Here is a 25,324-nt window from a genome sequence, read left to right on the forward strand (position 1 = left end):
GTTTGGGGCAGTTTTTGGCGGAGATCGAGAATCGGGGCCCCAAAGACTTGTATGGGTATGGTCGTACGGATAAGTGGTTCGCGGATATGGCGGGGTTGTCGGTGGGTGAGGCGCGTGCGGTGGTGAACCGTGCCCTCGCGTTGAACCCGACGCGGGCTTTGGATGGCACGGAGGTTCCGCCGATCGCTCCCGCGACGGCTGCGGTCGCCGCCGAGGGGTTGGTCGGGGATGAGCGGATCGATCAGATCCTGGAGATCTTGAAAAGACTCCCCGCCGACACCTCCGCCGAAGACAAGGCGGTCGCGGAGAAGATCCTCGCGAACCTTGCCCGGGAGGCGGGTCCGCAGCAGTTGGTGGACGCCGAGGCGAACCTGCTGGGCTGGCTGGACCCCGACGGCAAGGAACCGAAAGACCCCGAGCCGAAGGAACCGCGCCGCGAGATCACGCTGGAGCGCCGCAGGGACGGGTTCTGGAAGCTGACGGGTCTGCTCGATGACGAGACCGGGGCCCGGACGGCGGCGGCGTTGGAGGCGTATGCCCAACCGCGCCCGGTGGACGAGTTCGGGCAGGCGGATCTGCGGATGAAGTGTGAACGCATGGGCGATGCCTGGGTCGACCTCCTCGATCTGGCGATCGCCTGCCCCGACCAGCCGGGCACCAGCGGCTACCGCACCCTCGTGCACGTGACCATCGGCCTGGAGGAACTCAAATCCGGCCTCGGGACCGCGTGCCTGGACTTCGTCGGGACGATGACCGCTCGGGAAGCCCGGCTCGCCGCCTGCGACTGCCTGATGCTCCCCGTCGTCATGAGCGCCTCGGGTGAACCGTTGGACATGGGACGCCTGAGACGGTTCGTCACACCGGGCCAGAGACGGGCACTCAACATCCGCGACGGCGGCTGCGCGTTCCCCGGATGTCATCGGAAGCCGAAGAACTGTCACGCTCATCATATTGAGCACTGGGCAGACGGCGGGCCGACGGATCTTCGGAATCTGGTGCTGCTGTGCGGTTTCCACCATCGGTTGATTCATCACGGTGACTGGGAAGTACGGATGGCGGCCGACGGGTTACCGGAGTTCATCCCACCTCAGTACCGGGATCCGCTCCGACAACCCCGGCGCAACACCCTGCACCACCGCTGAACCCCCGAGGAGCCCGCCAGCCACCCGGCGACGGGCCCTTCGGCATGCCCACGGGCAGAACGGCATGCGTCTTCCAACCCGAATCGCTGAGGATGCTGGCGATCATCGATGCTGTGAAGCTCCCGCCTGGTCGGAGCGGCGGCCGGCCGCGGCCAAACCCAGAAGCAACCTCAGTCGGCCACCAAACCCACGAACTCCGACCTACGCCGCGGAATCCCACCAGTTCAGCACCCGAGTGCCGTACAGCGTCAGCCACTTCGAAGGCTCACCCGCCGCGACGTCGACCTCGAACCACACCTCTCCGGCGTGCCGGTGGGCCTGGAGCCAAGTCCCGTCCGGCTGCCGTGCGGCACGGAGGCGTTCGACGGCTTCGGCCATTCGCGGATCCGGTGCGGTGCCGTCGTACAGCGACGCCTCGCGGAAGTAGTCGGCCGCGTTCAGCACGTCGTAGAACCAGCGGAACGGATACGCGAAGACGGTGATCCACGGCGCGATCTCCGCACCGGTCGACAGCCGCCGGAACAGGCCTCGCTCCAGCAGATACTCCTCACCCGAGCGCCGCGCGGCCCGCGAAGCCGGGGTGCCACCGGTTGCGGTCTCGAAGGAGAGCAGGCCCTTGAGCGAGTTCAGCGTCGAGTGCACCGATGAGCGCCGGGAACCCGAGACCCACTCGCAGTTCCAGCCACCGTCGGGTTGCTGATGCTCCGAGAACCACGAGACGAGCGGGGCGACGTCGGCGCCGAGCCACAGGCCGTTCGCGAGGGTCCACGCGTTGATGCAGCAGTCGACCTCGCCACCCCAGTACGGGAGATCGTCGTACTCCCACCGGCTGTTCCGAGCGAGGAGTTCGGCCGTCCCGGAGAGGACCTCGGCGTCCATACCCCACTCGCGCAGGGTGTTCAGCGACCACGTCGTCGCGGTCCAGGGCTGCTCGCCTTCCGCACCGGTGAACCCTGTGGGAAAGAACGCTCCGCCCGCCCACTGGCCGTCCGGGTCCTGGTGGGCGAGCAGACGCGCTCCGAAACCTTCGGTCGCGATCCGCGCCCGCGTCGCCTCCCAGACCTCGGGCGGCTCGTGCGCGAGGTCGCGCTCCACCTGCCAGCGCAGAGCGGGGTCGGAGTCGAGTAGCCACTGGAGCATGCCAAGACCTTAAGCCTGATGCCGCCGCGCGAGCGCCTCCGAGCCTTGTACGAGGAGGGTGACATCGGCGCCGACCAGCACGAAGGAAGCGCCGGCGTCGAGATAGCGCTGAGCCTGCGCAGGGTCGAACGCGTTGACGCCGACAGGTTTTCCCCGAGAACGGACCGCCTCGAAGGTGCTCAAGACGGCCGCGGTGACGTCGGGGTGCGTCTGCTTGCCGAGCAGCCCCATCGAGGCCGCCAGATCGGACGGTCCGACGAACACCCCGTCGACGCCGTCGACAGCAGCTATTTCGGCCGCCGCCGAGACTCCCGCCGTCGACTCGATCTGGACGAACAGCGACGTGAACTCCTCGGCCTTCGCGAGGTAGTCCTCGACCCGGTTCCAGCGCGCCGACCGCGACAGGGCGCTGCCGACACCGCGCACGCCGCGCGGCGGATAGCGGACGGCCCGCACCACGGCTTCCGCCTCCTCCGCGCTGTCGACCATGGGCACCAGCAGGTTCTGCGCGCCCAGGTCGAGCAACTGCTTCAACGCGACCGCGTCGCCGGACGGAGCGCGCACCATCGGCGTGATGGGATACGCGGCGATCGTCTGCAGCAACGACTGCACCGTTTCGAGCCCGGCGGGGGAGTGCTCGGTGTCGACGAGCAGCCAGTCGAGCCCGGAGCCCGCGCAGATCTCGGCGACGACGGGGCTGCCCGACGTGACCCACATGCCGATCCGCGGCCGCTCGCCCAGCTGATCCCGGAACGGCGGATCTAGACGAAGCGGCATGTGATCGCCCCCAGATCCCGGTAGTCGGCGGTCACGGTGTCGCCGGCGTGCACCCACATCGGCCGGGTGAACGATCCGGCCAGCACGATGTCGCCCGGGTCGAGCTTGTCACCGTGCTGGGCGAGTTTGTTCGCCAGCCAGGCGACGCCGTTCGCGGGATGGTTCAGCACCGCGGCGGCGACGCCGGATTCCTCGATGGTCTCGTTGCGGTACAACAGCGCCGAAACCCACCGCAGATCCACGGCGTCCACGGCGACCGGGTTGCCGCCGTAGACCATCCCGCCCATGGCCGCGTTGTCGCTGATCGTGTCGACGATGGTCCGGCCCGCCATCTCGATCCGCGACGACAGGATCTCCAGCGCGGGCACCACGTACTCGGTCGCCCGCAGCACGTCGAACACCGTGGCGTCCGGCCCCGAGAGGGAGTCACGAAGGACGAAGGCCAGCTCGACTTCGATGCGTACGTTCGAGAACCGGCTGTGCTCGATCACGGAACCGTTCTCGAACACCATGTCCGCGAAGATGGCGCCGTAGTCGGGTTCGGTGATCCCGGTCGCGGCCTGCATGACCTTCGAGGTGAGCCCGATCTTTCGGCCGACCGGACGTCGTCCCGCCGCGATTCCCCGGCGCCGCCATTCGTTCTGCACGGCGTACGAGTCCTCGACGGTCATGTCCGGATAGCGGGTCGTCAGCAGCGGGATCGTCTCCCGTGCCTCCTCAGCGGCCGCCAGTTCGTCGGCGATCGCGGTGATCGTTTCCTGTTCGAGCATGTCCCCGCCCTATCGTCTGCTGGTGACCCGTCACTGCGATCGAGCGGGTTCACGCGTTCGGTCGCCTTTCAGATACATCCGCAGCTCCGCCAACCGGCACTCAGAGCTGGTTGCCGAGTTTGTACTCGCCCTGTTTCCACGCCGGCAGTTCGCCTTCGTCGTCACCCTTGCGGGTGTAGGAGAAGCCGTCGGCGCCGATGGTGACCTCCAGTTCGCTGTCCTCGGTTCTCGCGGCCACCGGCTGCGGCTTGCCGTCGAGGTCGAGCACGAGCGAGGCGTCGGTGTACCAGGACGGGACCACCGGCGTGCCCCACCAGTCGCGGCGCTGGTTGTCGTGCACGTCCCAGGTCACGACCGGGTTGTCCGGGTCGCCGGTGTAGTAGTCCTGCGTGTAGATCTCGACGCGGTGCCCGTCCGGGTCACGCAGGTACAGGTAGAACGCGTTCGAGACGCCATGCCTGCCGGGGCCGCGTTCGATGTGGTCCGACATCCGCAGCGAGCCGAGTTTGTCGCAAATGGACAGGATGTTGTGTTTCTCGTGCGTGGCGAAGGCGACGTGGTGCATCCGCGGCCCGTCGCCGCCGGTCATCGCGGTGTCGTGCACGGTCGGCTTGCGGCGCATCCAGGCCGCGTACGTGACGCCCTGGTCGTCCTGGATGTCTTCGGTGACCCGGAAGTTGAGGTCTTCCATGTGCTTGACCGCGAGCGGGACGTCCGGCGTGACCTGGTTGAAGTGGTCGAGCCGGACCAGCGCGCCCGGGACGTGCAGGTCGTAGCGCCAGCTGAGCCTGTCGACGTGCTGGACGTCGTGGAAGAACTCGAGCGGGAAGCCGAGGGGATCCTGCACGCGCACCGAGTCGCCGATGCCCTTGGTGTAGCCGTCCGCACGGCGTTCGACGCGGCAGCCCAGCTCCGTGTAGAACGCGACGGCCTTGTCCAGATCCTCCGGTGACCGCACCCGGTACGAGAACGCCGCGACCGCCGCGACCGGCCCCTGGCGCAGCACGAGGTTGTGGTGGATGAACTCGTCGATCGTGCGGAGACTGACCGTGGTCTCGTCCTCCTCGGTCACCGTCAGGCCGAGGACGTCGGCGTAGAACGCGCGCGAACGCGCCAGATCGGTGACGACGAGTTCCATGTACGCGCAACGCAGGACGTCCGGCGGCGGCGATTTCGGGGTGGGGATCGGCTTCATTGCGTCATCCTTCGTGGACGGTGGAGTGAGGGTCAGCCCTTGCCGAAGGCGGGGTTGTGCACCTCGCCGAGATTGATGTGCACCGCCTGCTGGTCGGTGTAGAAATCGATCGAGCGGTAGCCGCCCTCGTGCCCCAGCCCGGACGCCTTCACCCCACCGAAGGGCGTGCGCAGATCGCGGACGTTGTTCGAGTTGAGCCAGACCATGCCCGCCTCGACGGACTGCGCGAAGTTGTGCGCCCGCTTGAGATCGTTGGTCCAGACGTAGGCCGCGAGGCCGTACTTCGTGTTGTTCGCGAGTTCGAGCGCCTCTTCTTCGCTGTCGAACGGCGTGATCGCTACGACCGGGCCGAAGATCTCCTCCTGGAAGATCCGGGCGTCCGGTTTGACGTCGGCGAATACCGTCGGTGCCACGTAGTTCCCGGTCGGGAAGCCGTCCGGGCGGCCGCCGCCGGCGACCAGCGTGGCCTCGGTCTTGCCGATCTCGATGTACTTCATGACCTTGTCGTAGTGCTCGGGGTGCACCAGGGCGCCGACCTCGGTCGCGGGGTCGCTCGGGTCACCCACCTTGACCCGCTTGGCCTGCGCGGCGTAACGCTCGACGAACTCGTCGTAGATCGCGCGCTCGACCAGGATCCGACTGCCCGCCGTGCAGCGTTCGCCGTTGAGGGAGAACACGCCGAAGATCGTCGCGTCGATCGCGGTCTCCAGATCGGCGTCGGCGAAGACGATGGCGGGCGACTTGCCGCCCAGTTCCATCGACAGTCCTTTGAGGAACGGCGCGGCGTTGCCGAAGATCAGGCTCCCGGTGCCGCTCTCGCCGGTGAACGAGATCAGCGGGACGTCCGGATGCTTCACCAGCGCGTCGCCGGCGTCCTCACCGAAGCCGTTGACGAGGTTGAACACGCCCGGCGGCAGCCCGGCCTCCTCGAAGATCTCCGCCCACAGCGAAGCGGAAAGCGGGGTGAACTCCGCGGGCTTGAGGACGACGGTGTTGCCGGTCGCGAGCGCGGGCGCGAGCTTCCACGACTCCAGCATGAACGGCGTGTTCCACGGCGTGATCAGGCCGGCGACGCCGATCGGCTTGCGGTTGACGTAATTGATCTGGCGGCCCGGCACCTTGTACGTGTCGTCGGCCTGCGCGACGATCAGGTCGGCGAAGAACCGGAAGTTCTCCGCCGCCCGGCGCGCCTGGCCCAGCGCCTGCGAGATCGGCAGACCCGAGTCGAAGCTCTCCAGCGCGGCCAGCCGCTTGTCCCGCGACTCGACGAGATCGGCGATGCGGTTCAGCACGCGCGAGCGCTCGCGCGGCAGCAGCTTCGGCCAAGGCCCCTCGGTGAACGCCTTGCGCGCGGCGGCGACGGCGCGGTCGATGTCGGCCTTCTTCCCCGCGGCGGCCTGGACGTAGACCTCGTTGGTGACCGGGTCGAGCACGTCGAAGACGGCGCCGTCGGCCGAATCGGCGAGTTCGCCGCCGATGTAGTGCCGGATCCGCTCCGGGACACCGTCCGGGATCGGCCGGGGAGTCGTGCTGGTCAAGATTCCTCCTCAGTCAGCGGTTCGCGCGCTCTCGAGCGTCCAAAAAGGCCTGCATGGTGGCCCAGCGGTGATTGCGCGCGGCGAATTCGATGTCGAGCGGGTCGGCCTTCTCGATGATCAGCCGGAGGATCTCTTCGTGTTCCTCGACCGACCGGTGCGCGCGGTCGGGGACGAACGCGAACGTGGAGTCGCGCAGTCCGGACAGCCGGGTCCAGCCCTGGTGCACGAGATCGAGGATCTGCGGATTCGGGCAGCATGCGAAGAGCAGCGAGTGGAACTGCTGGTTCAGCGCGGTGAACTCGTGCGCGTCGAAGTGGTCCAGCAGCGCGATCATGCGCTCGTTCACCCGTCGTGCCCGCGCGATGTTCTCTTCGGACAGTTGCGGCGCGGACAGCGCGGTGGCGACACCTTCGACGACGCCGAGGGTCTGCATCGCGTGGACGTACTCGTTCTGGTCCACCATCGCCACGCGCGCGCCGACGTTGCGCTCGAAGGTCACCAGCCGTTCGGCCTCCAGCCGCCGGATCGCCTCGCGCACCGGGACGACGCTCATGTCGAGCGCGCCGGCGATCTCGGCGAGCACCAGCCGGTAGCCGGGTCCGTACTCGTGCCGGGCGATCCGCTCACGCAGCCACTCGTAGGCGAGTTCGGATTTGCTGGTCGTCTTCACTGCTTCTTCTGCCATGCCTCATACCTTTCCCGCCACAACGGGTTCAGCGGGAAGAGCCCCTCGATCGGGCGGCCCTGTCCGACCTGCTCGGCGATCCAAGCGTCTTCGTCCTCCTGGACGAGCGCCGCGTCGACGATCTCTTCGGCCAGCGACGGCGGGATGACGACCACGCCGTCGTCGTCACCGACGATGATGTCGCCGGGCAGCACGGTGGCCCCGCCGCAGGCGACCGCGACGTCGGTGTCCCACGGGACGTGCTTGCGCCCGAGGACCGCCGGATGGGGGCCTTGCGAGAACACCGGGAGACCGGTCGCGGCGACGGCCTCGAAGTCGCGGACCCCGCCGTCGGTGATCACGCCTGCCGCGCCGAGGTAACGCGCCCGCAAGGCCAGGATGTCGCCGAGCGTGCCGGAACCCTTGTCACCGCGGGCTTCGATGACGATCACCTCGCCGGCGCCGACCGAGTCGAAGAGGCGCTTCTGCGCGTTGTAACCGCCGCCGTGGGACTTGAACAGATCCTCGCGGTTCGGGACGAAGCGCAAGGTCCTCGCCGTGCCGACGACCTTCGAACCGGGCAGATTGGGGCGCACGCCGTCGATCGCGACGTTGTTCAGCCCGCGTTTGCGCAGCTGGGCGGACAAGCCCGCGACCGGTGCGCGCAGCAGCTTGGCGCGAAGTCCTTCACTGAGTGCGGGAGTGTCCGCTTCGACCTGTTCGACGGGCGTGCCCCAGGCCTCGGCGCGCTGCTTGTCGTCGGCTTCCGGCAGGCTGCCGATGTCCGAAAAGGACCGGATGCCCTGGGTGACGGTGGTGTGGAGCCGCCCGCTGCTGAGGGAGGTGCCGGCGACGTCCACTTCGACCACGACGACGTCACCGGGGGAGACCACCGTCGAGCCGGCGGGAGTGCCGGTGAGGATGACGTCGCCCGGTTCGAGGGTGAAGTGCTGGGAGAGGTCGGAAACGAACTGCCGCAACGGGAACAGCAGCCCGGCCGTGGTGTCCTCCTGCACCAGGTCGCCGTTCACCCAGGTGCGGACGCGCAACGACGAGGGGTCGACGTCGCGCGCGTCGATGAGGCCGGGGCCGAGCGGGGTGTAGCCGTCGCCGCCCTTGGACCGGACGTTGGAGCCCTTGTCCGCGGCGCGCAGGTCGTAGAGGCCGAAGTCGTTGGCGGCGGTGACCGCGGCGACGTGGGCCCACGCCTGGTCCGGTTTCACCCACCGGGCCGCGGTGCCGATGACCAGCGCGATCTCGCCTTCGAAGGCCAGCAGTTCAGTGCCTGCCGGACGTTCGACCGTGCCGCCAGACTGGCCGATCGAGCTCGACGGTTTGAAGAAGTACGACGGGTTCGCCGGACGCCGCCCGCGCTGCGCCGCGCGGGACGCGTAGCTGAGATGGACGGCGATGATCTTGCCCGGCCGGGTGTCCAGCGGACCGGACGCGCGGCCGGAAGGCGATGCTGCCTCGTAAGTGCCCATGTTCCCCTGAATCCTCGACCCTTGCTTCGTATCTAATAACGTATATGATTCCGTGCCACAGTGGCAAGGCGGTCACCGAGTGGCCTTCGCCTCGCCCGGGGATCCCTGCGGGCCGCCACTCGCGTCAGGCCTATGTCAAAGGAGTCAAGGTGTCGAATCCAGCGCAGGATGCACGCACGCCCGGCCGGTCCGCTCCACCGTCTTCCGATCGGCGCCGGGTCGCGTTCGCGACCGTCGTCGGAACCACGGTCGAGTGGTACGACTTCTTCGTTTACGCGTCCGCCGCCGGTCTCGTCTTCGGCAAGCTGTTCTTCTCCGGCCTCGGTGCCAACAGCACGCTCGTCTCCTTCGCCACGGTGGGCGTGAGCTTCCTGTTCCGCCCGCTCGGGGCGTTCCTCGCCGGACATTTCGGCGACAAGTACGGCCGTCGGGTGGTCCTGGTGCTCACCCTGATCCTGATGGGCGCCGCGACCACGCTGATCGGCGTGCTCCCGACGTTCGATCAGATCGGTGTCCTCGCGCCGGTGCTGCTGATCCTGCTGCGGATCCTGCAGGGCGTTTCGGCTGGTGGTGAATGGGGCGGCGCAGTCCTGATGGCCGTCGAGCACGCGCCGTCGAAGCGCAGGGGACTCTTCGGCGCCTCGCCGCAGATCGGTGTCCCGCTCGGGCTGTTGCTGGCCTCCGGAGTCCTGGCGCTGACCAGCCTGCTCGTCCCCGGCCAGGCGTTCCTGGACTGGGGCTGGCGGATCCCGTTCCTGCTCAGCGTCGGGCTGATCCTCGTCGGCCACTACGTGCGGCGCAGGGTCGAGGAGAGCCCGGTCTTCCGCGAGATCGCCGAACGCCGCGAGCAGACCCGGACCCCGATCGTCCAGCTGTTCCGCAAGCACGCCGTGCTCGTTCTGGTGGCCGCGCTGGTGTTCGCGGGCAACAACGCCGTCGGCTACATGACCACCGGGGGCTACATCCAGAACTACGCGACCAACCCGAAGGGCCCGCTCGGCCTCGAACGGGGCCCGGTGCTGTGGGCGGTGACGGCGTCGGCGGCGACCTGGCTGCTCTCGACGTGGGCCGCGGGCGCGGTGTCCGACCGGATCGGCAGGCGGCGCACCTACGTGGTCGGCTGGATCGCGCAGCTCGCCGGCGTCGCGCTGCTCTTTCCCTTGGTGGAAACCGGGAATATCGTGTTGCTGGCGCTGGGGCTGATCATCCTCAGCGTCGGGCTCGGGTTCACCTACGGCCCGCAGGCGGCGTTCTACGCGGAGCTGTTCCCCGCGTCGATCCGCTTCTCCGGCGTTTCGATCTCGTACGCGCTCGGCGCGATTCTCGGTGGCGCGTTCGCGCCGACGATCGCCACCGCGCTGGTCGACGCGACGGGGACTTCGGTGTCCGTGGCCGTCTATCTGGGCGGGATGACCGTCATCGGCCTCATCGCCACCTTGCTGCTGCGGGACCGGTCGGGAATCCCGCTCGGGCCGGACCACGAGGCCGAGCAGGCGGTCAGCCCGCTGCGCTTCACGAAGTGATCCCGCCGTCCGTGAAGGCCTCCTTGCCTACCCTGAGAGTAGGGAAGGGGCCCTTCACTCCGGTGTGATCCCTGGTGACACCGAGACAGTCGTGCCGTCCGCGGCCGGCCGTGAAGTCCGTGAAGGCCTCCTTGAGGGACTCTGGGTCCCTCAAGGAGGCCTTCACGGACAGACCAAATCAGGTAACAAGTAGCGCGGGTTGTCCGCGACGCTCACCCGCCGAGAGCGTCACGGACGGCCTTCGCCGCCGCCTTGAGCCGCTCCGCGAGCTCGGCGGGGGTGCGCGTGCTGGACAGGTAGACGACCGCGAGCGCGGCGGGATCGTGCCCGCGCAGGGGGAGCGGAACGGCCACCGAGCTGAGGTTCTCGATCACCTCGCCGTGGCTGTCCGCGTAACCGCGTTCGGTGACTTCCTTGATCCCCTCCGGCCAGTCCTCCTCCGGTAGCTGGGAAAGAATCGCGCGGCCGGGAGCGCCCGCGGTGAACGGATGCCTGGACCCCGGGCGCTGCGCGACGGACGCGACGGCGTGCCGGGGTTCCACGCTGACCAGGGTCACGCATTCCTCACGGTCCATCACCGCCACGAAACACGTCATGCCGAGTTCGTTCGCGACCGCGGTCAGTTCGGGCAAGGCCGCCGCCTGCAAGTCGTGTTTGATCCCCGCCGCGAGTGCGGCCAGCCGTGCGCCGAGTTCGTATTTCCCGGCGGGTTCCCGGGTGAGGAGACCGTGCTCTTCGAGGGTGCGGATGAGCCGGTACGCGATCGACCGGTGCACGCCGAGTCGTTCGGCGATCCGGTCGACACTGAGCGGTTCCTGGGCGTCGGCAAGGACTTCGAGGACACGGATGCCGCGGCTGAGCGTCTGGGACGTGCTCGCGGTCTTGCGGGACTCCGAAATCATCGTATACGATCCATTTCGATAGTTGAACTGGCTGTTCGATTATAGAACAGAGGCAGACGATGATGTCACGTGAGACCAGTTTTCCGCCGGGTTCGAGCCTGTACCGGCCACCCGCGCAGTTCTTCCGAGGCTGTCTCGGCCGATTCGCGACAGGAGTGGCCGTCGTGACCTTCGACGCCGCCACGAAACGGCACGGCCTGACGGTGAACTCCTTCACCGCGGTCTCGATGGATCCGCCGCTCGTGCTCGTCTCGATCCAGCGCACCGTGAAAAGCCACGACCTGCTCGCCGGCCGCCCGTTCGCGGTCAACGTCCTCGGCGCCGAGCAGGAGGCACTGGCGATGAACTTCGCCGGCCGCCCGACTCCCGAAGGAGCGCCGACGTGGGTCGAAGGCGGGCACGCGCCGCGGCTCGGCGGCGTCCTGAGCTGGTTCGACTGCACGCCATGGGCCGCCTACGACGGTGGCGACCACACCCTGTTCCTCGGCGAGGTGCGGGAGTTCGACTACCGCTCGGGTGACGCGCTCGGCTTCGTCGACGGGCAGTTCTCGACCATCCACGAATCCGCGCAAGGCCACGAATCCCTGTTCTGACAACGACGTCCACCCCGAGAAGGAGTACGACATGGGAGCCCGCACCGGACAGCAGTACCTCGACAAGCTCAACGCGATGACGCCGGAGTTGTACGTCGACGGCGAGAAGGTGACCTCGAAGGTCGCCGAGCACCCGGCTTTCCGCAACAACGCGTTGACCTATGCGAAGCTGTTCGACCTCCAGCACGATCCGGCGCACCGTGACGTCCTGACCTACGAATCGCCGACCACGGGGGAGCGGGTCGGAACGTCGTTCCTGGTGCCGCGCAGCGAGGAAGACCTCAAGCGCCGTCGTGCCGCCTTCTCCGTGTGGGCCCAGTACTCCAACGGTTTCCTCGGTCGCACCGGCGATTACATGAATTCGTCGCTCACCGCGCTCTCGACCGCGAAGAAGTTCTTTTCCCAGGCCGATCCCGTCTACGGCGAGCGCATCGCGAAGTACTACGAGATGGCGCGCGAGAACGACCTCCTCGCGACGCACACCCTGATTCCGCCGCAGGTCAACCGTTCGGTGTCGGGCAGCCAGCAGGGCGGCGGCAACCTGTCGGCGAAGGTGGTCGAGGAACGGGAAGACGGGATCGTCGTCCGCGGCGCCCGGATGCTCGCCACCATCGCGCCGATCGCGGACGAACTCCTGGTGTTCCCGTCGACGGTCCTGCGCGGCACTCCCGAGGACGCGCCGTACTCGTACGCTTTCGCCGTCCCGAACGACGCGCCCGGCCTCAAGTACTTCTGTCGGGCCGGGCTCGACCACGGTCGCTCGCGTTTCGACGAACCGCTCGCCTCCCGGTTCGAGGAAATGGACGCGGTCGTGGTGTTCGACGACGTGTTCGTCCCGAACGAGCGGGTCTTCCTGCTGGGACACCCGGAGCTGTGCAACGCCTGGTACTCCGAGACCGGCGCCGGCGCGCTCATGACCCACCAGGTCGTCACGCGCACGCTGGCCAAGACGGAGTTCTACCTCGGCCTCGCCAGTGAGATCGCCGCCGCGATCGGCATCGGCGGCTTCCAGCACATCCAGCAGGACCTGTCCGAGCTGATCTCCTACGTCGAGATCGAGAAGGCCGTGCTGCGCGCGGCGGAGGCCGACGGGAAACCGAGCGAGGACGGCGTCTTCCTGCCCAAGTGGGAAGTCCTCAACGCCGCCCGGAACTGGTACCCCACGAAGGTGTCGCCGCGGCTGACCGAGATCATCCGCAAGTTCTCCGCCTCCGGGCTCATGGCCCTGCCGGGCGAAGCGGACTTCGAGGCCGAAGGACGTCCCGACATCGACACGTACCTCCAGTCGGCCACGCTGCCCGCCAAGGACCGTGCGCGGCTGTTCAAGCTGGCGTTCGACGCGTCGGTCTCGAGCTTCGCCGGGCGGGAGTCGCTGTACGAGTACTTCTTCTTCGGCGACCCGGTGCGGATGGCGGGCGCCCAGGTGAACGCGTACCCGCGGGAGGCACTGCAGGAACGGGTCCGGGAGCTGCTGGCGCGCGACGAGTGACCCGGTCTCCTCGTGAGTGGCAAGGACGGTTAGAACCGTCCTTGCCACTCACGAGGCCGTCGTGGGCGGGGACACGCCCGGGATCCAAGAACTTGATTCATTCCAGAAAATGGGCCAGACTGCGGCCGTGCCCACGACCCCGGACTTCGAGCGGATGCTGCGCGGGGCCTCCCTGCGCGTGACGCGTCCCAGGGTGGCCGTGCTGACAGCGGTACGCGACCACCCGCACGCCGACACCGACTCGATCATCGGTGCCGTGCGTACGGAACTCGGCGAGGTCTCTCACCAGGCCATCTACGACGTGTTGCGGGCACTGACCGCCGCGGGTCTCGTGCGGCGGATCCAGCCGTCGGGGTCCGTGGCACGGTACGAGTCCCGGGTAGGGGACAACCACCACCACGTCGTGTGCCGGACCTGTGGTGCCATCGCCGACGTCGACTGCGCCGTCGGTCCCGCACCCTGTTTGACCGCGTCGAACGACCAAGGCTTCGTGATCGAAGAGGCCGAGGTCATCTACTGGGGCCTGTGTCCCGACTGTGCCAATGAACCCCGTTCCTGAGCCCTGCAGTTCTGATTCCCGGAAGGATTCCCGTGTCTGACAGCCCGGACGCCGTCATCGGCGAAATGAACGAAGAGAGCGCGGGCGGCTGCCCCGTCTCGTCGGGCCGCCGCAATCACCCCACCGAAGGCGCGGGCAACCGCGACTGGTGGCCGAACCAGCTCAACCTGAAGATCCTCCGGAAGCACTCGGCCGCTTCCGACCCGATGGACGCCGGGTTCGACTACGCCGCCGAGTTCAAGACCGTCGACCTCACCGAGCTCGCCAAGGACGTCGACGCGGTTCTCACGACGTCGCAGGACTGGTGGCCCGCGGACTTCGGCCACTACGGCGGCTTCATGATCCGCATGGCGTGGCACAGCGCGGGCACCTACCGCATCGAGGACGGCCGCGGCGGCGCGGGCGCGGGCATGCAGCGGTTCGCCCCGCTCAACAGCTGGCCGGACAACGGCAACCTGGACAAGGCCCGCCGCCTGCTCTGGCCGGTCAAGAAGAAGTACGGCCGCAAGATCTCGTGGGCCGACCTGATGATCTTCACCGGCAACCGCGCCCTGGAGACCATGGGTTTCAAGACCTTCGGCTTCGCCGGTGGCCGCGCGGACGTCTGGGAGCCGGACGAGGACGTGTACTGGGGTCCCGAGCGCACGTGGCTCGGCGACGAGCGCTACACCGGTGACCGTGAGCTGGAGAACCCGCTCGCCGCCGTGCAGATGGGTCTCATCTACGTGAACCCGGAAGGCCCGAACGGCAACCCGGACCCGCTGGCCGCGGCACGCGACATCCGCGAGACCTTCGGCCGGATGGCGATGAACGACGAGGAGACCGTCGCGCTGATCGCCGGTGGCCACAGCTTCGGCAAGACGCACGGCGCGGCCGACCCGGACAAGTACGTCGGCCCCGAGCCCGAAGGCGCCTCGATCGAGGAGCAGGGCCTGGGCTGGAAGAACACCTTCGGCAGCGGCAAGGGCCGCGACGCGATCACCAGTGGTCTCGAGGTCACCTGGACGCCGACCCCGACCCAGTGGAGCAACTGGTTCTTCCACAACCTCTTCGAGTACGAGTGGGAGCTGACCAAGAGCCCGGCGGGCGCCCACCAGTGGACTCCGAAGGACGGCAAGGCGAAGAACACCGTGCCGGACCCCGAGGACGGCAAGCTCAACCGCGCGCCCGGCATGCTCACCACCGACCTGGCGCTGCGTTTCGACCCGGTCTACGAGCAGATCTCGCGCCGGTTCTACGAGAACCCGGACCAGTTCGCGGACGCCTTCGCCCGCGCCTGGTTCAAGCTGACCCACCGTGACATGGGCCCGATCCAGCGCTACCTCGGCCCGCTGGTGCCGCAGGAGACGCTGATCTGGCAGGACCCGGTGCCCGCCGTCGACCACGAGCTGATCGACGACGCGGACATCGCCTCCCTCAAGGAGAAGCTGCTCGCTTCGGGCCTTTCGGTCTCGCAGCTGGTCTCCACCGCTTGGGCGTCGGCCTCGACCTTCCGCGGCAGCGACAAGCGCGGTGGCGCGAACGGTGCCCGCATCCGCCTCGAGCCGCAGCGCGACTGGGAGGTCAACGACCCGCAGACGCTGTCCCAGGTGTTGCGGACCCTCGAGGGTGTCCAGGAGGCGTTCAACGGCGCGCAGACCGGTGGCAAGAAGGTCTCGCTCGCCGATCTGATCGTGCTGGGCGGCGTCGCCGCCGTCGAGCAGGCCGCGAAGGAAGGCGGCTTCGAGGTCACCGTGCCGTTCACCCCGGGCCGCACCGACGCGACGGAGGAGCAGACCGACGCCGAGTCGTTCGCCCCGCTGGAGCCGACCGTCGACGGGTTCCGCAACTACCGTGGCAAGGGACACCGTCTCCCGACGGAGTACCTGCTCCTCGACCGCGCGAACCTGCTGAACCTGAGCGCGCCCGAGATGACCGTCCTCGTCGGCGGTCTGCGTGTCCTTGGCGCCAACGCCCAGCAGTCCAAGCACGGCGTGTTCACCGAGAAGCCGGGGTCGCTGACCAACGACTTCTTCGTGAACCTGCTCGACATGGGGGTCCAGTGGACCGCCACGTCGGAGGACGCGGAGACCTTCGAGGGCCGCGATTCCGCGACCGGCGAGGTGAAGTGGACCGGTACCCGTGCCGACCTCGTGTTCGGGTCCAACTCCGAGCTTCGCGCGGTGGCGGAGGTCTACGCCAGCGACGACGCCAAGGAGAAGTTCGTCCGTGACTTCGTCTCCGCGTGGGACAAGGTCATGAACCTCGACCGGTTCGACCTGGTCTGAAGCTGATTCGGACGTCCGGGTCCGTCGCGACCGCGGCGGGCCCGGACGTTTTCACCGGTGCCGCATGCCTGGTTCCGGGATGAGCCTCGGCCGGCGTCGGTTCAGGCCTCGCCGGACGCCAGGAGGGTCAGCAGTTCGGCGTGCCCGGCCTGGGTGATCAGGCTGGCGGCGTCGAAGTAGATGCGCTCGTTGGTGATCCTGTCCTCGTCGAAGAAGAAGACCGCGATGATCGGCACCCGGAATGCCTTGCCGGTGGGCGGGCGGCCGTAGAACTCGCCGAGATTGGTGCCGAGCAGGTCGAATTCGACGATGACCGACTCGTCGGCGAAGTGGTACCGCACGTTGTCGTGCCGCTGGTCCGGGAACGCCGTCCGGGTCATGCGGTAGTACGCCATGACCTCTTCGTCGCCGTCGAAGATCTGCCCGGTCGCCATGATCTCGTAGCGCGGATGGCCGTTGAAGGTGCCCAGCGTGCGGTCGAACTCGTGGGCCACCTCGGTGTCCATGTGCTCTTCGATGATCTTGAGGCGGCGTTCGCGCAGGTCTTCGCTGATCACTGGCCCTCCGGTTCGTTCCTGGTCGCGATCCGGAGGCTACCGCCCGCGGCCTCGTCGTCGGTTCCGTAGAGCAGGCTGCCGCAGGAGCGTGACAGGCAGGTCATGGCCTCGATCTTGTGGCCGGGGAAGTCGCCGATCTTCACCGGGACGGGGAAGAGGGCGATCGAACCGTCGGAACGGAGGGCGCCCGCCTCGTACACGGCCGAATCGAAGGGTCCTTCGTCGCCGGGATCGGAGGCGGCCGACACCAGGACGCGGTCGTCCGCGGTGATCTCGACGTCCGAGGTGTGCCGGACGTGGGTGGCCGGGTACGTGACCCGGAACGGGACCGACTTCGGCTTCTTGAAGGAGAGCTTCGAGACCGAGAACTCCGCGGAGTAGAGCGTGGCCGGACGGGCGTCCTGGCCGCGGTCCGCCCAGACCGCGAACAAGCGGTCATTCACCTTTTTCAGCGCGAAACCCTCGTAATTGTCGTCCGGGTCGCCTTTCGGCACCTGGAAAGTGCCGAGGACTTTCAGGCGCCGGTCCTTCAGTGTGAAGTGGAAGCCTTTGCCGTCGCTGGACAGTGCGATGAATTCGCCTTTCTTCCCCGGCACGGGTTCCGCCGCTTCGAGATCGACCGGGAGCTCGCCCGGCCAGTCGACGGAGTCCACCTTGGACACCTTGCCGTGGTCGACGCGGACCCGGACCGCCCGATTCTCTCCGGGCTTCTTGTTGTCCCGTAGGACAAGTGCGTCGATCCGGTCGTCGTCCCGGTCGAGGACGGCGATGCCGCTGGCGCCGGACGTCATACCGGCGCCGATGGACTGCCAGCCGTCGTCCGCCAGTGCGGCGGACGGCAGGAGCAGGGGAATGGTCAATGCGGGAAGAATCGCGAAGTAGGCGAATTTCATGCCGACAAGCTAGTTGAAGAAGCAGGCGGGAGAAAGGCTGGAATCGGTGCACTCCATTCCGGCACGGATTCGCGCCGGAATGGAGTACCGGTTCAGCCGCAGGACAGGGTGCCGGCACGGAGCGCGTGGCCGTCTTCGTTGCCGTCGTCGGCCCAGACGACCTGCTTGCTCCCGGAGGCGCACGTCGCCGAAATCGCGAACCCTTCGTTGTTGTAGTCCGGCATTCCGGCCGGACGGTCGTAGGTGGCCGTGACGGCGAACTTGCCCTGCGCGCCGACGGTCAGTGTCGTCGAGTCACCGCCACAGGTGTCGTCGCAGACCGCCCACAGCTTGCCGGTCGAAGCCTCGTATTCGAGTTCCATGATCGAGCCGAGCCCGCTCGCGAAACTGGCGACCCGGGTGTACTTCCCGCCCGCCTGGTCGAGCGCGTACGCGTAGATCATCCCGTTGCTTTCGAGGCCGACGAGGTAGAGGCCGGTTCCGTGGCCGGGATAGCTGCTCGGGTTGTACGGCGCCTTCGTGCGCTGGTCCACGAACCCCTTGGCGGTGAGGGCGCTGTCCGGGATCCACGAGACGGCTTCGAGGCCGTCGTTCGCCGAAACCTTCGGCAGGTCCGCCGTCAGGTTCCATTCGGCCTTGGCGCTGAGGGTCTTGGCCGAACCGGAGACGTCGTACCGGAGCACTTTGAGGGCGCTCGTCTTGCTGTTGTCGCCGTCGCGTTCGGTGGCCGCGACCACGCCGTCCGGGGTGGCGACGACGGCTTCGGCGTCGGGGTCGCCCTTGCCGTCGCGGTAGCGCAACTGCTTGCCCGACGACCAGCCGTTGGCGGTGTCCGGCTGCCACTTCGAGCCGTTGCGCACGAGGCGGTACAGCGTGCCGGGGCCGTTCTTGACCGCCCAGAGGACGTCCGGGCCACCGAACGAAAGGCCGCTCATGTTGCCGCCGAGGACGTCCGAGCCGTCGGCGTTCGCGACGGCCGAAGCGCCCGGCCAAGGGCTGTTCGCCACCGTGCTCGCGGCGGCGGTCGTGGCGGGCAGGACCAGCAGGGCGGTGGCGACGGTGGCCGCGGCGGCGGGCCGGATCCGGCGGGGTGTTCGGGGCATTCGCGCTCCTTCGGGGCGGACGAAGTGGGTCGCGGCGTGTGGACACAAGTTAAGTAAGTTTCCTTACGAATACAAGATATCGCCAGATTCTCACGAAATGAAGCAACACGGGATTTACAAATAGTGTCCACTTGTCAAACCCGGTGTACATCACCTACAGTTTTGTAAACCCAGCCAACGGAGGAGGGTGCGATGAGCGAGATGACGGGCACGATCCCGGCGGGCTCGACCGAACGGTGGACCGACCGCAAGCGGTATCTCTGGCTGATCGGACTGGTGGTCCCCTCGCTCGCCTTCCTGGCCATCGGGCTGCACGCGGCCACCGGATGGGGGGTGTGGTTCTGGATCGGGCCGATCGTGATCCTGGTGATCGTGCCGCTGATCGACCTGCTCGCCGGGCTGGACCGCAGCAATCCGCCGGACGACGTGATCGAACGGCTGGAGCAGGACCGCTACTACCGGTGGATCACCTTCGCCTTCCTGCCCATCCAGTACGCGGGTTTCGTGGTCGCGTTCTGGCTCATCGCCCGCGGCGATCTTTCGGTGGCGGACAAGATCGGGCTGGCCATCTCGATCGGCTGCATCGGCGGTATCGGCATCAACACCGCGCACGAACTCGGGCACAAGAAGGAGAGCCACGAGCGCTGGCTGTCGAAGATCGCGCTGGCGCAGAGCTTCTACGGCCACTTCTACATCGAACACAACCGTGGCCACCACGTCCGGGTGGCGACTCCGGAGGATCCGGCCAGCAGCCGCGTGGGGGAGAGCTTCTACCGGTTCTGGCCGCGCACGGTCTTCGGCTCGCTGAAATCGGCGTGGGGCCTGGAGCGCAAGCGGTACGCCCGCCGCGACCGGCATCCGTTCCGCATCGGCAACGACGTGCTCAACGCCTGGCTGATGTCGGCGGTGCTGTGGGCCGCGATGACAGTGTGGCTGGGGCCGGGGATCCTGCCGTATCTGGTGATCCAGGCCGTGATCGGCTTCTCGCTGCTGGAGGTCGTGAACTACATGGAGCACTACGGCATGCGGCGGCAGAAGGTCGGCCCGCCGAACCGGCGCCGCTACGAACGGGTGGATCCCAGCCACAGCTGGAACTCCAACAACATCGCCACCAACGTGCTGCTCTACCACCTGCAACGGCACAGTGATCACCACGCCAACCCGACCCGCCGCTACCAGACGCTGCGTGATTTCGCGGAATCGCCGGTTCTGCCGACGGGCTACGCCGGGATGATCGTGCTGGCACTGTTCCCGCCGGTGTGGCGCCGCGTGATGGATCCGCGGGTCCTCGCGCATTTCGACGGCGACATCTCGCGCGCCAACATCCAGCCGTCGAAGCGGGCCAAGGTCCTGGCGCGCTACGGAACGCGCGTCACCACGCACTCCCGGGTCGTCGCCGACACGCACGGCGACGCGACCGAAGGCGGGATGTGCCCGGGCTGCGGCTACGTCTACGACGAGGAACTCGGCGACCCGCGGGAGGGCTTCCCTGCCGGAACCCCGTGGTCGGCGATCCCGGATTCGTGGTGCTGTCCGGACTGCGGGGTGCGGGAGAAGGTCGATTTCGTGGCACCGGGAAGGGTCGGAGCATGATGAAGATCGAGGCGGACCGCGCGAAATGCGACGGGCTCGGCATGTGCGAGGCGATGGCGCCCGACTTCTTCGAGGTGGGCGACGACGGGACGGTCGTCGTACTCGACGAGCGGCCCGGTGAGGAATACCGCCAGGACCTGTCGGCCGCCGTCGACGCCTGCCCGGTCCTCGCCCTGAAGCTGCGGGACTGACCATGACACTGGTCGTCGTGGGAGCGTCGCTGGCCGGTCTGCGGGCGGTCGAGGCCGCGCGCCGGAACGGGTACCGGGGACGGATCGTGCTGATCGGCGCGGAGGAGCACCCGCCCTACGACCGGCTCCCGCTGTCGAAGTCCTTCCTGGCCGCAGACGGTCCCGGGCGGGTCGACCCCTTCCACACCGAGGCCGCGCTGCGCGAGGAGTTCGGCGTCGAGCTGTTGCTGGGCGCGCCGGCGGACGGCCTCGACACCGCCACCCGCGAGGTGTCGGTCGGCGGGAGGACGGTTCCCTACGACGCACTGGTGATCGCGACCGGCGCCACCGCGCGGCGGCTCCCCGGCAGCGACGGGATCGCCGGGGTTCACCCGCTGCGGACCGCCGAGGACGCCCTCGCCGTCCGTGCCGCACTCGACGACGGCGCGCGCACGGTCGTTGTCGGGGCGGGTTTCATCGGCTCGGAGGTCGCCGCCGCGGCCCGGAAACGCGGGCTGTCGTCGACGATCGTCGAGGCGCTCGACGTCCCGCTCGTCCGTGCCGTCGGGGCCGAGGCGGGTGCGGTGTGCGCTTCACTGCACCGCGACGCGGGTACGGAACTGCGGTTGTCCACGACGGTCACCGGCCTGGAATCGGACGGCCGTGCGGTGACCGGCGTCCGGCTCTCGACCGGTGAGGTGCTGCCCGCGGATCTGGTGGTCACCGGCATCGGCGTCGTTCCGGCCACCGGCTGGCTGGCGGGGAGCGGCGTCCCGCTGCACGAGCACGACGGTGGTGTGGTGTGCGATGCGACGCTTTGGACCGGGATCCCCGGTGTGTACGCCGCCGGGGACGTCGCGCACGCCTCGAATCCGTTGTTCGACGGCGAGCTGATGCGGCTGGAACACTGGACGAACGCCGCGGAGCAGGGTGCCGCGGCCGCTCGTCACGCGCTCGACCCGGAGTCGGCCCGCGCGCTGGCGCCGGTGCCGTATTTCTGGTCGGACTGGTACGACCACCGGATCCAATTCGTCGGCACCCCGCGGGCGGACGAGGTGGTGGCCGCCGTCCCGGAGGCCGGCGGATTCACCGCGCTGTACCGGCGCGGGGACCGGGTCGTCGGGGCACTGACGATCGACCGGCCGCGCGAGATCATGAAGTACCGCCGCCATATCGCGGGACGGGCGCCGTGGCCCGAGGCGCTGGCGTTCGCAGCGGGAACGGCCGCCTAGAATGACGATCATGAGTGAGGCGCCGGTCACGGGAGGTCCGTACCGTCAACCGATCGTCGCGGCGGCGATCGAGCTGACCGTGCGTTCCGGCTGGTCCTCGGTGACGATGAGCAAACTCGCGGAGATCGTCGGCGTCAGCCGTCAGACGGTCTACAACGAACTCGGCTCGAAGAGCCGGCTGGCCGAAGCGATGATCTCGCACGAGCTCGCCCGGTTCCTCTCGGTGGTCCGTGATGCGTTCGAGCGGCACCCCGACGACCTCGTCGAGGCGATCCACGACGCCGTCCGCGGCGTCCTCGAACTCGCCGACGACAACCTCCTCCTGCGCGCCATCGTTTCGGCGACACACGGCGCCGACACCGAGTTGCTGCCGCTGCTGACGTCGCGGGCCGGGAGCCTTCTGAGCGAAGCGACGGTCATGCTGCGTGGCCGTGTCCGCGCCTACTGCCCACCGCTGGACGCAGAGCAGCTCGATGTGGCGATCGACGTCGTCGTCCGGACCGTGCTGAGCCACGTCATGCAGCCGTCGGACACTCCGGCGCGCACGGCCGACGCGCTGGCGTGGATGGCTTCGCGTCTGCTGGGCGCAACGAAGGCTCGCTCACTGAGGCATCCTTCGCAGGATTAGGGCCCGCCGGTTGGCGTTGATGAAGGAATTGGGACGTCGAGTGCCCCAATTCCTTCAGCGACGGCCGGTATCCGAAGTCCGGTAATGGTCGTTCTAACCCTCTTTGCCACTCACGACTCAAGTGCAAGATCGTACAAAGTGGGCAAATCGGGCGCTGCAACCACGTCTGCTGTCTCTTGTGGACAGGCACAGGGGTCACGGCGCGGGAATTGTCGGACCCGTGTGCGAGGCTCCACCGATGATCGTCGTGTTCGATGCCGAGCTCTGGGTCTGGGACGCCCGCCGCGGGGAGACCTGGACCTTCGTCAGCCTGCCCCAGGACATCTCCGAGGAGATCCGCGAGATCACCGACGGACCGCGCCGGGGGTTCGGCGCGGTCCGGGTGCAGGTCGGTATCGGTGGCAGCAAATGGAAGACGTCGATCTTCCCGGACGCCAAACGAGGCGCGTACGTGCTGCCGGTGAAGAAAGCGGTCCGTAAAGCCGAGGGGATCGAGGAGGGTGATGTGGCGAAGGTGACCGTCGAGCTGATCGACCTCTGACCCGTCAGAGCAGGCGTTCACCGAGCGGTGTCGTGAGATAGAGAACGCTGCGGCCGGAGCGTTCCCGTGCGACCAGGCCGCTGTCCCGCAGGACCTTGAGGTGCTGGGAAACGGCGCTCGGTGTCACGCCGAGCGCCCGGGCCAGATCGGTCGTGGTCGCGGGGGAGGACAGCGCCGAGAGGAGGTCGGCCCGCGTCCGGCCCAGCAGCCGGACCGTGGCGGATCCGGGCGACCGGGTTCCGGCGGTCCACAGGGTGCCGGTTCCTCGCGCCGGATAGCGGATCGTGGTCTGGGTCGAGGTGTTCTCCTTGATCAGGACATACGCCGACCCGAGGACGACCGGTATCAGCACGAGACCACCCGGCCCGCGCGCGACGACACGATGCTGATCGCGCCACCGCTCGCCGGCCAGAATCACCCGGTCGTCGTGCCAGCGCAGATCCGGATGCAGGTCCGCGAACAGCCGCTCGGCACCGCCCGCGGTCAGCGCACGGGCGTGGTACCCGACATCGGCGTCCAGTACCGCCCGGATCCGCGGCCAATGCGGTGCGACGAGGCGGTCGTGCGCTTCCCGTAGTTCGTCGGCGATCTCTCGCAGACCGGACGTGGGGTCGTCGGCGAGTGCCGCGACGTTGTTGGGAAGCCTTGCCCCGAAGATCCGGCCGAGACTCGCTCGCACCCGAGCTTCGGGGGTCCGCCGTAGCGCGTCCAGGTCGTTGTCGAGGGAGGCTCCTGAGTCACGGGGAGCGGGGACGAGGAACTCCGGCCAGCCGAGCCTGCCGGTCACGAGCAACGGCCAGGTCCGCGAAAGGTCGAGTGGCTCGCGATCGAGTTCTTCGCGCGCCCACCGAAGCCACGGCAGGTTGACCGCGTTCCGGTCGATCCCGGCGAGCTGCTGCACGCCGGCCACGGTTTCGGACAGCGGCGAGATCGCGAACCGGGTCGCGGCCAGTTCGGCCACCCCGAGTTCGAGGGTCATCGGCATCGTCCGAGTATGTAGGCACGAGCTAAATGGTGTCTCGGGAACGCCGGACGACGCCACGATCCGATCATGCCCAAGCTGCCCCGCGCCTACCGGCGACTCTGGTGGGCCACCGGGATCGACAGTCTCGGAAACGGTGTCTTCACCGCGGCGCTGCCCATGCTGACCGTGACGGTGAGCCATGACGCGAGGGACATGGCCCTGGTCTCCGCCGCGACGTACCTGCCGTGGCTTCTGCTGTCCCTCACCGCCGGCTCCGTCGTCGACAGGGTCGACCGGACCACCCTCATGTGGCGAACACAGGTGCTCCAAGCCGTGATCGTCGGCGTGCTCACCGCGCTCGTCGCGGCCGACGCCGTCACCGTGCCGGTGCTTGTCGTACTCGCGTTCGCTCTGGGGTCGTGCGACGTCTTCTACGACAACGCGGCCCAGACGGCGCTCCCTTACCTCGTCCCGGAAAGCCTGCTGCACCAGGCGAACGGCAGCCAGCAGGTGGCGCTGGTCGTCGGCAGGCAGTTCGTGGGCCCGCCTCTGGGGAGCCTGTTCTTCGCGCTCGCCTGGACGCTCCCGTTCGCCGTCGACGCCGCGTCCTTCGTCCTCGCCGCCCTGCTTCTTGCTGGGCTGCCCAAACGGCGACCTGCGCCCTCGGAACGAGTGAAGGTTCTCGACGGACTTCGCTGGCTGAGCAAACACCGCTTACTTCGTACTCTTGCTTTGTTGCTGGGTGTCAATACGTTCTGCGGTCAGTTCGGGAACGCGACTCTAGTGTTGTTCGTGACCGACGTGCTGCATCTCGGCGCGGGGGTGTTCGGACTGCTGCTCGCCGGCGCGGCGGTCGGCGGAGTCGCGGGAGGGCTGCTGATCGCGCGGCTGGTCGCTCGGCTCGGCGAGCTTCGCGCGCTCCTCGTCTCGCTCGCTCTGAACGCCGTCATCTTCGTCGGTATGGGGTTCAGCCCGAACGTCACCGTGCTCGGCGGGCTCCTGGCGATGAGCGGTTTCGTGACGACGATCTGGAACGTAGTCACGGTCAGCGTCCGGCAGCGAGTGGTACCCGCGTCGCTGCTCGGCCGTGTCAACAGCGTGTACCGGCTGCTCGGCTGGGGGCTGATGCCGCTCGGCGCGCTGACCGGCGGACTGCTCGCGCACAGGTTCGGGCTTCGCGTTCCCTATCCCGTCGCGGGAGTCGTGCGAGGCCTCGCGCTCTTGGCCGCGCTTCCGGTGCTGATTCCGGCGAGCCGGATGGCCGGAGGCGGGTCGAAGGGGCAGCTCGCCGCCCTGGCGGCGGGAAACGACGGTGTGGCGGTCAGGGCTTTCCTCCAACGAGAGCCCCGGTGAGTACTGGACGGCGCAGGCGGGCATATTTGGGCATGTTCCAGCCGAGGACACCGGTCACCGAACCCTCCACAAGGGACACTTCGGCGTCCGAGCACAGGGTGCCGTGGACGTGGATCTTGGTGACGAACTGGTCGGTCCAGAAGCAGGGGACCGGGTTGCAGGGCCGCTCGTCGCCGTGCCCGAGCAGGAACTCGGTGTCCAAGGTGGACAAACGTTCGGTGGGACGGAGCTGGGTTCGAGCAGGTTC

The 25,324-nt window shown here is 68.1% G+C and carries 25 protein-coding genes; 12 read left to right on the plus strand and 13 right to left on the minus strand.

The features are described from left to right. A partial coding sequence (locus tag ACZ3HL_RS43500) for an HNH endonuclease signature motif containing protein (protein ID WP_465537761.1) occupies positions 1–1,142 on the plus strand: 1,142 nt, incomplete at its 5' end. 201 nt (positions 1,143–1,343) lie between these two features. On the opposite strand, the gene ACZ3HL_RS43505 is transcribed toward ACZ3HL_RS43500, so the two are convergent. From ACZ3HL_RS43505 to ACZ3HL_RS43535, 7 genes are all read right to left on the minus strand, one after another. Next, a complete protein-coding gene (locus ACZ3HL_RS43505; RefSeq protein WP_465537763.1) occupies positions 1,344–2,282 on the minus strand; it encodes a prenyltransferase/squalene oxidase repeat-containing protein in 939 nt (312 codons plus the stop codon). A gap of 9 nt (positions 2,283–2,291) precedes the next feature. Continuing rightward, positions 2,292–3,059: an HpcH/HpaI aldolase family protein gene (locus ACZ3HL_RS43510; RefSeq protein ID WP_465537765.1), complete on the minus strand. Its 768-nt coding sequence runs from the start codon at positions 3,057–3,059 to the stop codon at positions 2,292–2,294. Next, entirely contained in the window at positions 3,044–3,829 is a 786-nt protein-coding gene (gene hpaH, locus ACZ3HL_RS43515; RefSeq protein ID WP_465537767.1) for a 2-oxo-hept-4-ene-1,7-dioate hydratase, read from the minus strand. Before hpaH ends, ACZ3HL_RS43510 begins: the two co-directional genes overlap by 16 nt. A gap of 100 nt (positions 3,830–3,929) precedes the next feature. Then, complete coding sequence (hpaD, locus tag ACZ3HL_RS43520; RefSeq protein WP_465537769.1) at positions 3,930–5,024, minus strand: 3,4-dihydroxyphenylacetate 2,3-dioxygenase; 1,095 nt, start codon at positions 5,022–5,024, stop codon at positions 3,930–3,932. 32 nt (positions 5,025–5,056) lie between these two features. Next, positions 5,057–6,562, minus strand: a complete 1,506-nt coding sequence (hpaE, locus tag ACZ3HL_RS43525; protein WP_465411553.1) for a 5-carboxymethyl-2-hydroxymuconate semialdehyde dehydrogenase — start codon at positions 6,560–6,562, stop codon at positions 5,057–5,059. Positions 6,563–6,575: 13 nt separating this feature from the next. Beyond that, positions 6,576–7,247, minus strand: a complete 672-nt coding sequence (locus ACZ3HL_RS43530) for a GntR family transcriptional regulator (RefSeq protein ID WP_465411552.1) — start codon at positions 7,245–7,247, stop codon at positions 6,576–6,578. Then, positions 7,229–8,710: a fumarylacetoacetate hydrolase family protein gene (locus tag ACZ3HL_RS43535; RefSeq protein WP_465537771.1), complete on the minus strand. Its 1,482-nt coding sequence runs from the start codon at positions 8,708–8,710 to the stop codon at positions 7,229–7,231. Before ACZ3HL_RS43535 ends, ACZ3HL_RS43530 begins: the two co-directional genes overlap by 19 nt. A 149-nt stretch (positions 8,711–8,859) precedes the next feature. On the opposite strand from ACZ3HL_RS43535, the gene ACZ3HL_RS43540 reads away from it, so the two are divergent. Then, positions 8,860–10,233, plus strand: a complete 1,374-nt coding sequence (locus ACZ3HL_RS43540; RefSeq protein WP_465537772.1) for an MFS transporter — start codon at positions 8,860–8,862, stop codon at positions 10,231–10,233. A 212-nt stretch (positions 10,234–10,445) separates the two neighbouring features. On the opposite strand, the gene ACZ3HL_RS43545 is transcribed toward ACZ3HL_RS43540, so the two are convergent. Next, on the minus strand, positions 10,446–11,135 hold the full coding sequence (locus ACZ3HL_RS43545) for an IclR family transcriptional regulator (RefSeq protein ID WP_465411549.1): 690 nt from the start codon (positions 11,133–11,135) through the stop codon (positions 10,446–10,448). A gap of 62 nt (positions 11,136–11,197) precedes the next feature. On the opposite strand from ACZ3HL_RS43545, the gene ACZ3HL_RS43550 reads away from it, so the two are divergent. From ACZ3HL_RS43550 to katG, 4 genes are all read left to right on the plus strand, one after another. Continuing rightward, positions 11,198–11,728: a flavin reductase family protein gene (locus ACZ3HL_RS43550; protein WP_465537774.1), complete on the plus strand. Its 531-nt coding sequence runs from the start codon at positions 11,198–11,200 to the stop codon at positions 11,726–11,728. Between the two features lie 31 nt (positions 11,729–11,759). Continuing rightward, the gene (hpaB, locus tag ACZ3HL_RS43555) at positions 11,760–13,217 is read left to right on the plus strand and encodes a 4-hydroxyphenylacetate 3-monooxygenase, oxygenase component (RefSeq protein WP_465537776.1); all 1,458 of its coding nucleotides are present in this window, start codon (positions 11,760–11,762) and stop codon (positions 13,215–13,217) included. 127 nt (positions 13,218–13,344) lie between these two features. Further along, positions 13,345–13,776 carry a Fur family transcriptional regulator gene (locus ACZ3HL_RS43560; RefSeq protein ID WP_465411546.1) on the plus strand — a complete coding sequence of 144 codons (432 nt, stop codon included), beginning with the start codon at positions 13,345–13,347 and terminating at the stop codon, positions 13,774–13,776. A 32-nt stretch (positions 13,777–13,808) separates the two neighbouring features. Beyond that, positions 13,809–16,043 (plus strand): catalase/peroxidase HPI, encoded by a 2,235-nt coding sequence (katG, locus tag ACZ3HL_RS43565; protein ID WP_465537778.1) that lies wholly within the window; start codon positions 13,809–13,811, stop codon positions 16,041–16,043. 101 nt (positions 16,044–16,144) lie between these two features. Here the strand turns inward: katG and ACZ3HL_RS43570 are convergent, their stop codons facing one another. The 3 genes from ACZ3HL_RS43570 to ACZ3HL_RS43580 all read right to left on the minus strand — a co-directional run bounded on the left by ACZ3HL_RS43570 (position 16,145) and on the right by ACZ3HL_RS43580 (position 18,596). Continuing rightward, positions 16,145–16,600 (minus strand): ester cyclase, encoded by a 456-nt coding sequence (locus tag ACZ3HL_RS43570; protein WP_465537780.1) that lies wholly within the window; start codon positions 16,598–16,600, stop codon positions 16,145–16,147. Beyond that, positions 16,597–17,493: a hypothetical protein gene (locus ACZ3HL_RS43575; protein ID WP_465537781.1), complete on the minus strand. Its 897-nt coding sequence runs from the start codon at positions 17,491–17,493 to the stop codon at positions 16,597–16,599. Before ACZ3HL_RS43575 ends, ACZ3HL_RS43570 begins: the two co-directional genes overlap by 4 nt. Before the next feature lie 92 nt (positions 17,494–17,585). After that, the gene (locus tag ACZ3HL_RS43580; protein WP_465537783.1) at positions 17,586–18,596 is read right to left on the minus strand and encodes an SdiA-regulated/phytase-like domain-containing protein; all 1,011 of its coding nucleotides are present in this window, start codon (positions 18,594–18,596) and stop codon (positions 17,586–17,588) included. A 192-nt stretch (positions 18,597–18,788) separates the two neighbouring features. Here ACZ3HL_RS43580 and ACZ3HL_RS43585 point away from each other — a divergent pair, with 192 nt between their 5' ends. The 5 genes from ACZ3HL_RS43585 (at position 18,789) to ACZ3HL_RS43605 (ending at position 22,760) form a co-directional block, all read left to right on the plus strand. Then, on the plus strand, positions 18,789–20,189 hold the full coding sequence (locus ACZ3HL_RS43585; protein WP_465411541.1) for a fatty acid desaturase: 1,401 nt from the start codon (positions 18,789–18,791) through the stop codon (positions 20,187–20,189). Next, positions 20,186–20,380: a ferredoxin gene (locus ACZ3HL_RS43590; RefSeq protein ID WP_125782839.1), complete on the plus strand. Its 195-nt coding sequence runs from the start codon at positions 20,186–20,188 to the stop codon at positions 20,378–20,380. Before ACZ3HL_RS43585 ends, ACZ3HL_RS43590 begins: the two co-directional genes overlap by 4 nt. Positions 20,381–20,382: 2 nt before the next feature. Further along, positions 20,383–21,591, plus strand: coding sequence for an NAD(P)/FAD-dependent oxidoreductase (locus tag ACZ3HL_RS43595; RefSeq protein WP_465537785.1), 1,209 nt, complete (start codon positions 20,383–20,385; stop codon positions 21,589–21,591). Between the two features lies 1 nt (position 21,592). Further along, positions 21,593–22,219, plus strand: coding sequence for a TetR/AcrR family transcriptional regulator (locus ACZ3HL_RS43600; protein WP_465537787.1), 627 nt, complete (start codon positions 21,593–21,595; stop codon positions 22,217–22,219). A 238-nt stretch (positions 22,220–22,457) separates the two neighbouring features. Then, positions 22,458–22,760 (plus strand): DUF1905 domain-containing protein, encoded by a 303-nt coding sequence (locus ACZ3HL_RS43605; protein ID WP_378442664.1) that lies wholly within the window; start codon positions 22,458–22,460, stop codon positions 22,758–22,760. Positions 22,761–22,764: 4 nt separating this feature from the next. Here ACZ3HL_RS43605 and ACZ3HL_RS43610 read toward each other — a convergent pair whose 3' ends face one another. After that, on the minus strand, positions 22,765–23,745 hold the full coding sequence (locus tag ACZ3HL_RS43610; RefSeq protein ID WP_465537789.1) for an ArsR/SmtB family transcription factor: 981 nt from the start codon (positions 23,743–23,745) through the stop codon (positions 22,765–22,767). A gap of 66 nt (positions 23,746–23,811) precedes the next feature. Here ACZ3HL_RS43610 and ACZ3HL_RS43615 point away from each other — a divergent pair, with 66 nt between their 5' ends. Next, positions 23,812–25,077, plus strand: coding sequence for an MFS transporter (locus ACZ3HL_RS43615; protein ID WP_465537790.1), 1,266 nt, complete (start codon positions 23,812–23,814; stop codon positions 25,075–25,077). Here ACZ3HL_RS43615 and ACZ3HL_RS43620 read toward each other — a convergent pair. Next, positions 25,046–25,279 carry a hypothetical protein gene (locus ACZ3HL_RS43620; protein WP_465537792.1) on the minus strand — a complete coding sequence of 78 codons (234 nt, stop codon included), beginning with the start codon at positions 25,277–25,279 and terminating at the stop codon, positions 25,046–25,048. The genes ACZ3HL_RS43615 and ACZ3HL_RS43620 overlap by 32 nt on opposite strands. Between the last annotated feature and the right edge of the window lie 45 nt (positions 25,280–25,324).

The organism is Amycolatopsis sp. NPDC000009 (assembly GCF_055563465.1).

What these genes read in the sequence shown, in the direction of transcription:
- ACZ3HL_RS43505 (WP_465537763.1), bottom strand. Translation starts at nt 2,282, where the DNA reads ATGCTCCAGTGGCTACTCGACTCCGACCCCGCTCTGCGCTGGCAGGTG.
- ACZ3HL_RS43510 (WP_465537765.1), bottom strand. Translation starts at nt 3,059, where the DNA reads ATGCCGCTTCGTCTAGATCCGCCGTTCCGGGATCAGCTGGGCGAGCGG.
- hpaH (WP_465537767.1), bottom strand. Translation starts at nt 3,829, where the DNA reads ATGCTCGAACAGGAAACGATCACCGCGATCGCCGACGAACTGGCGGCC.
- hpaD (WP_465537769.1), bottom strand. Translation starts at nt 5,024, where the DNA reads ATGAAGCCGATCCCCACCCCGAAATCGCCGCCGCCGGACGTCCTGCGT.
- ACZ3HL_RS43530 (WP_465411552.1), bottom strand. Translation starts at nt 7,247, where the DNA reads ATGGCAGAAGAAGCAGTGAAGACGACCAGCAAATCCGAACTCGCCTAC.
- ACZ3HL_RS43535 (WP_465537771.1), bottom strand. Translation starts at nt 8,710, where the DNA reads ATGGGCACTTACGAGGCAGCATCGCCTTCCGGCCGCGCGTCCGGTCCG.
- ACZ3HL_RS43545 (WP_465411549.1), bottom strand. Translation starts at nt 11,135, where the DNA reads ATGATTTCGGAGTCCCGCAAGACCGCGAGCACGTCCCAGACGCTCAGC.
- ACZ3HL_RS43550 (WP_465537774.1), top strand. Translation starts at nt 11,198, where the DNA reads ATGTCACGTGAGACCAGTTTTCCGCCGGGTTCGAGCCTGTACCGGCCA.
- hpaB (WP_465537776.1), top strand. Translation starts at nt 11,760, where the DNA reads ATGGGAGCCCGCACCGGACAGCAGTACCTCGACAAGCTCAACGCGATG.
- ACZ3HL_RS43575 (WP_465537781.1), bottom strand. Translation starts at nt 17,493, where the DNA reads ATGAAATTCGCCTACTTCGCGATTCTTCCCGCATTGACCATTCCCCTG.
- ACZ3HL_RS43580 (WP_465537783.1), bottom strand. Translation starts at nt 18,596, where the DNA reads ATGCCCCGAACACCCCGCCGGATCCGGCCCGCCGCCGCGGCCACCGTC.
- ACZ3HL_RS43585 (WP_465411541.1), top strand. Translation starts at nt 18,789, where the DNA reads ATGAGCGAGATGACGGGCACGATCCCGGCGGGCTCGACCGAACGGTGG.
- ACZ3HL_RS43590 (WP_125782839.1), top strand. Translation starts at nt 20,186, where the DNA reads ATGATGAAGATCGAGGCGGACCGCGCGAAATGCGACGGGCTCGGCATG.
- ACZ3HL_RS43595 (WP_465537785.1), top strand. Translation starts at nt 20,383, where the DNA reads ATGACACTGGTCGTCGTGGGAGCGTCGCTGGCCGGTCTGCGGGCGGTC.
- ACZ3HL_RS43600 (WP_465537787.1), top strand. Translation starts at nt 21,593, where the DNA reads ATGACGATCATGAGTGAGGCGCCGGTCACGGGAGGTCCGTACCGTCAA.
- ACZ3HL_RS43605 (WP_378442664.1), top strand. Translation starts at nt 22,458, where the DNA reads ATGATCGTCGTGTTCGATGCCGAGCTCTGGGTCTGGGACGCCCGCCGC.
- ACZ3HL_RS43610 (WP_465537789.1), bottom strand. Translation starts at nt 23,745, where the DNA reads ATGCCGATGACCCTCGAACTCGGGGTGGCCGAACTGGCCGCGACCCGG.
- ACZ3HL_RS43615 (WP_465537790.1), top strand. Translation starts at nt 23,812, where the DNA reads ATGCCCAAGCTGCCCCGCGCCTACCGGCGACTCTGGTGGGCCACCGGG.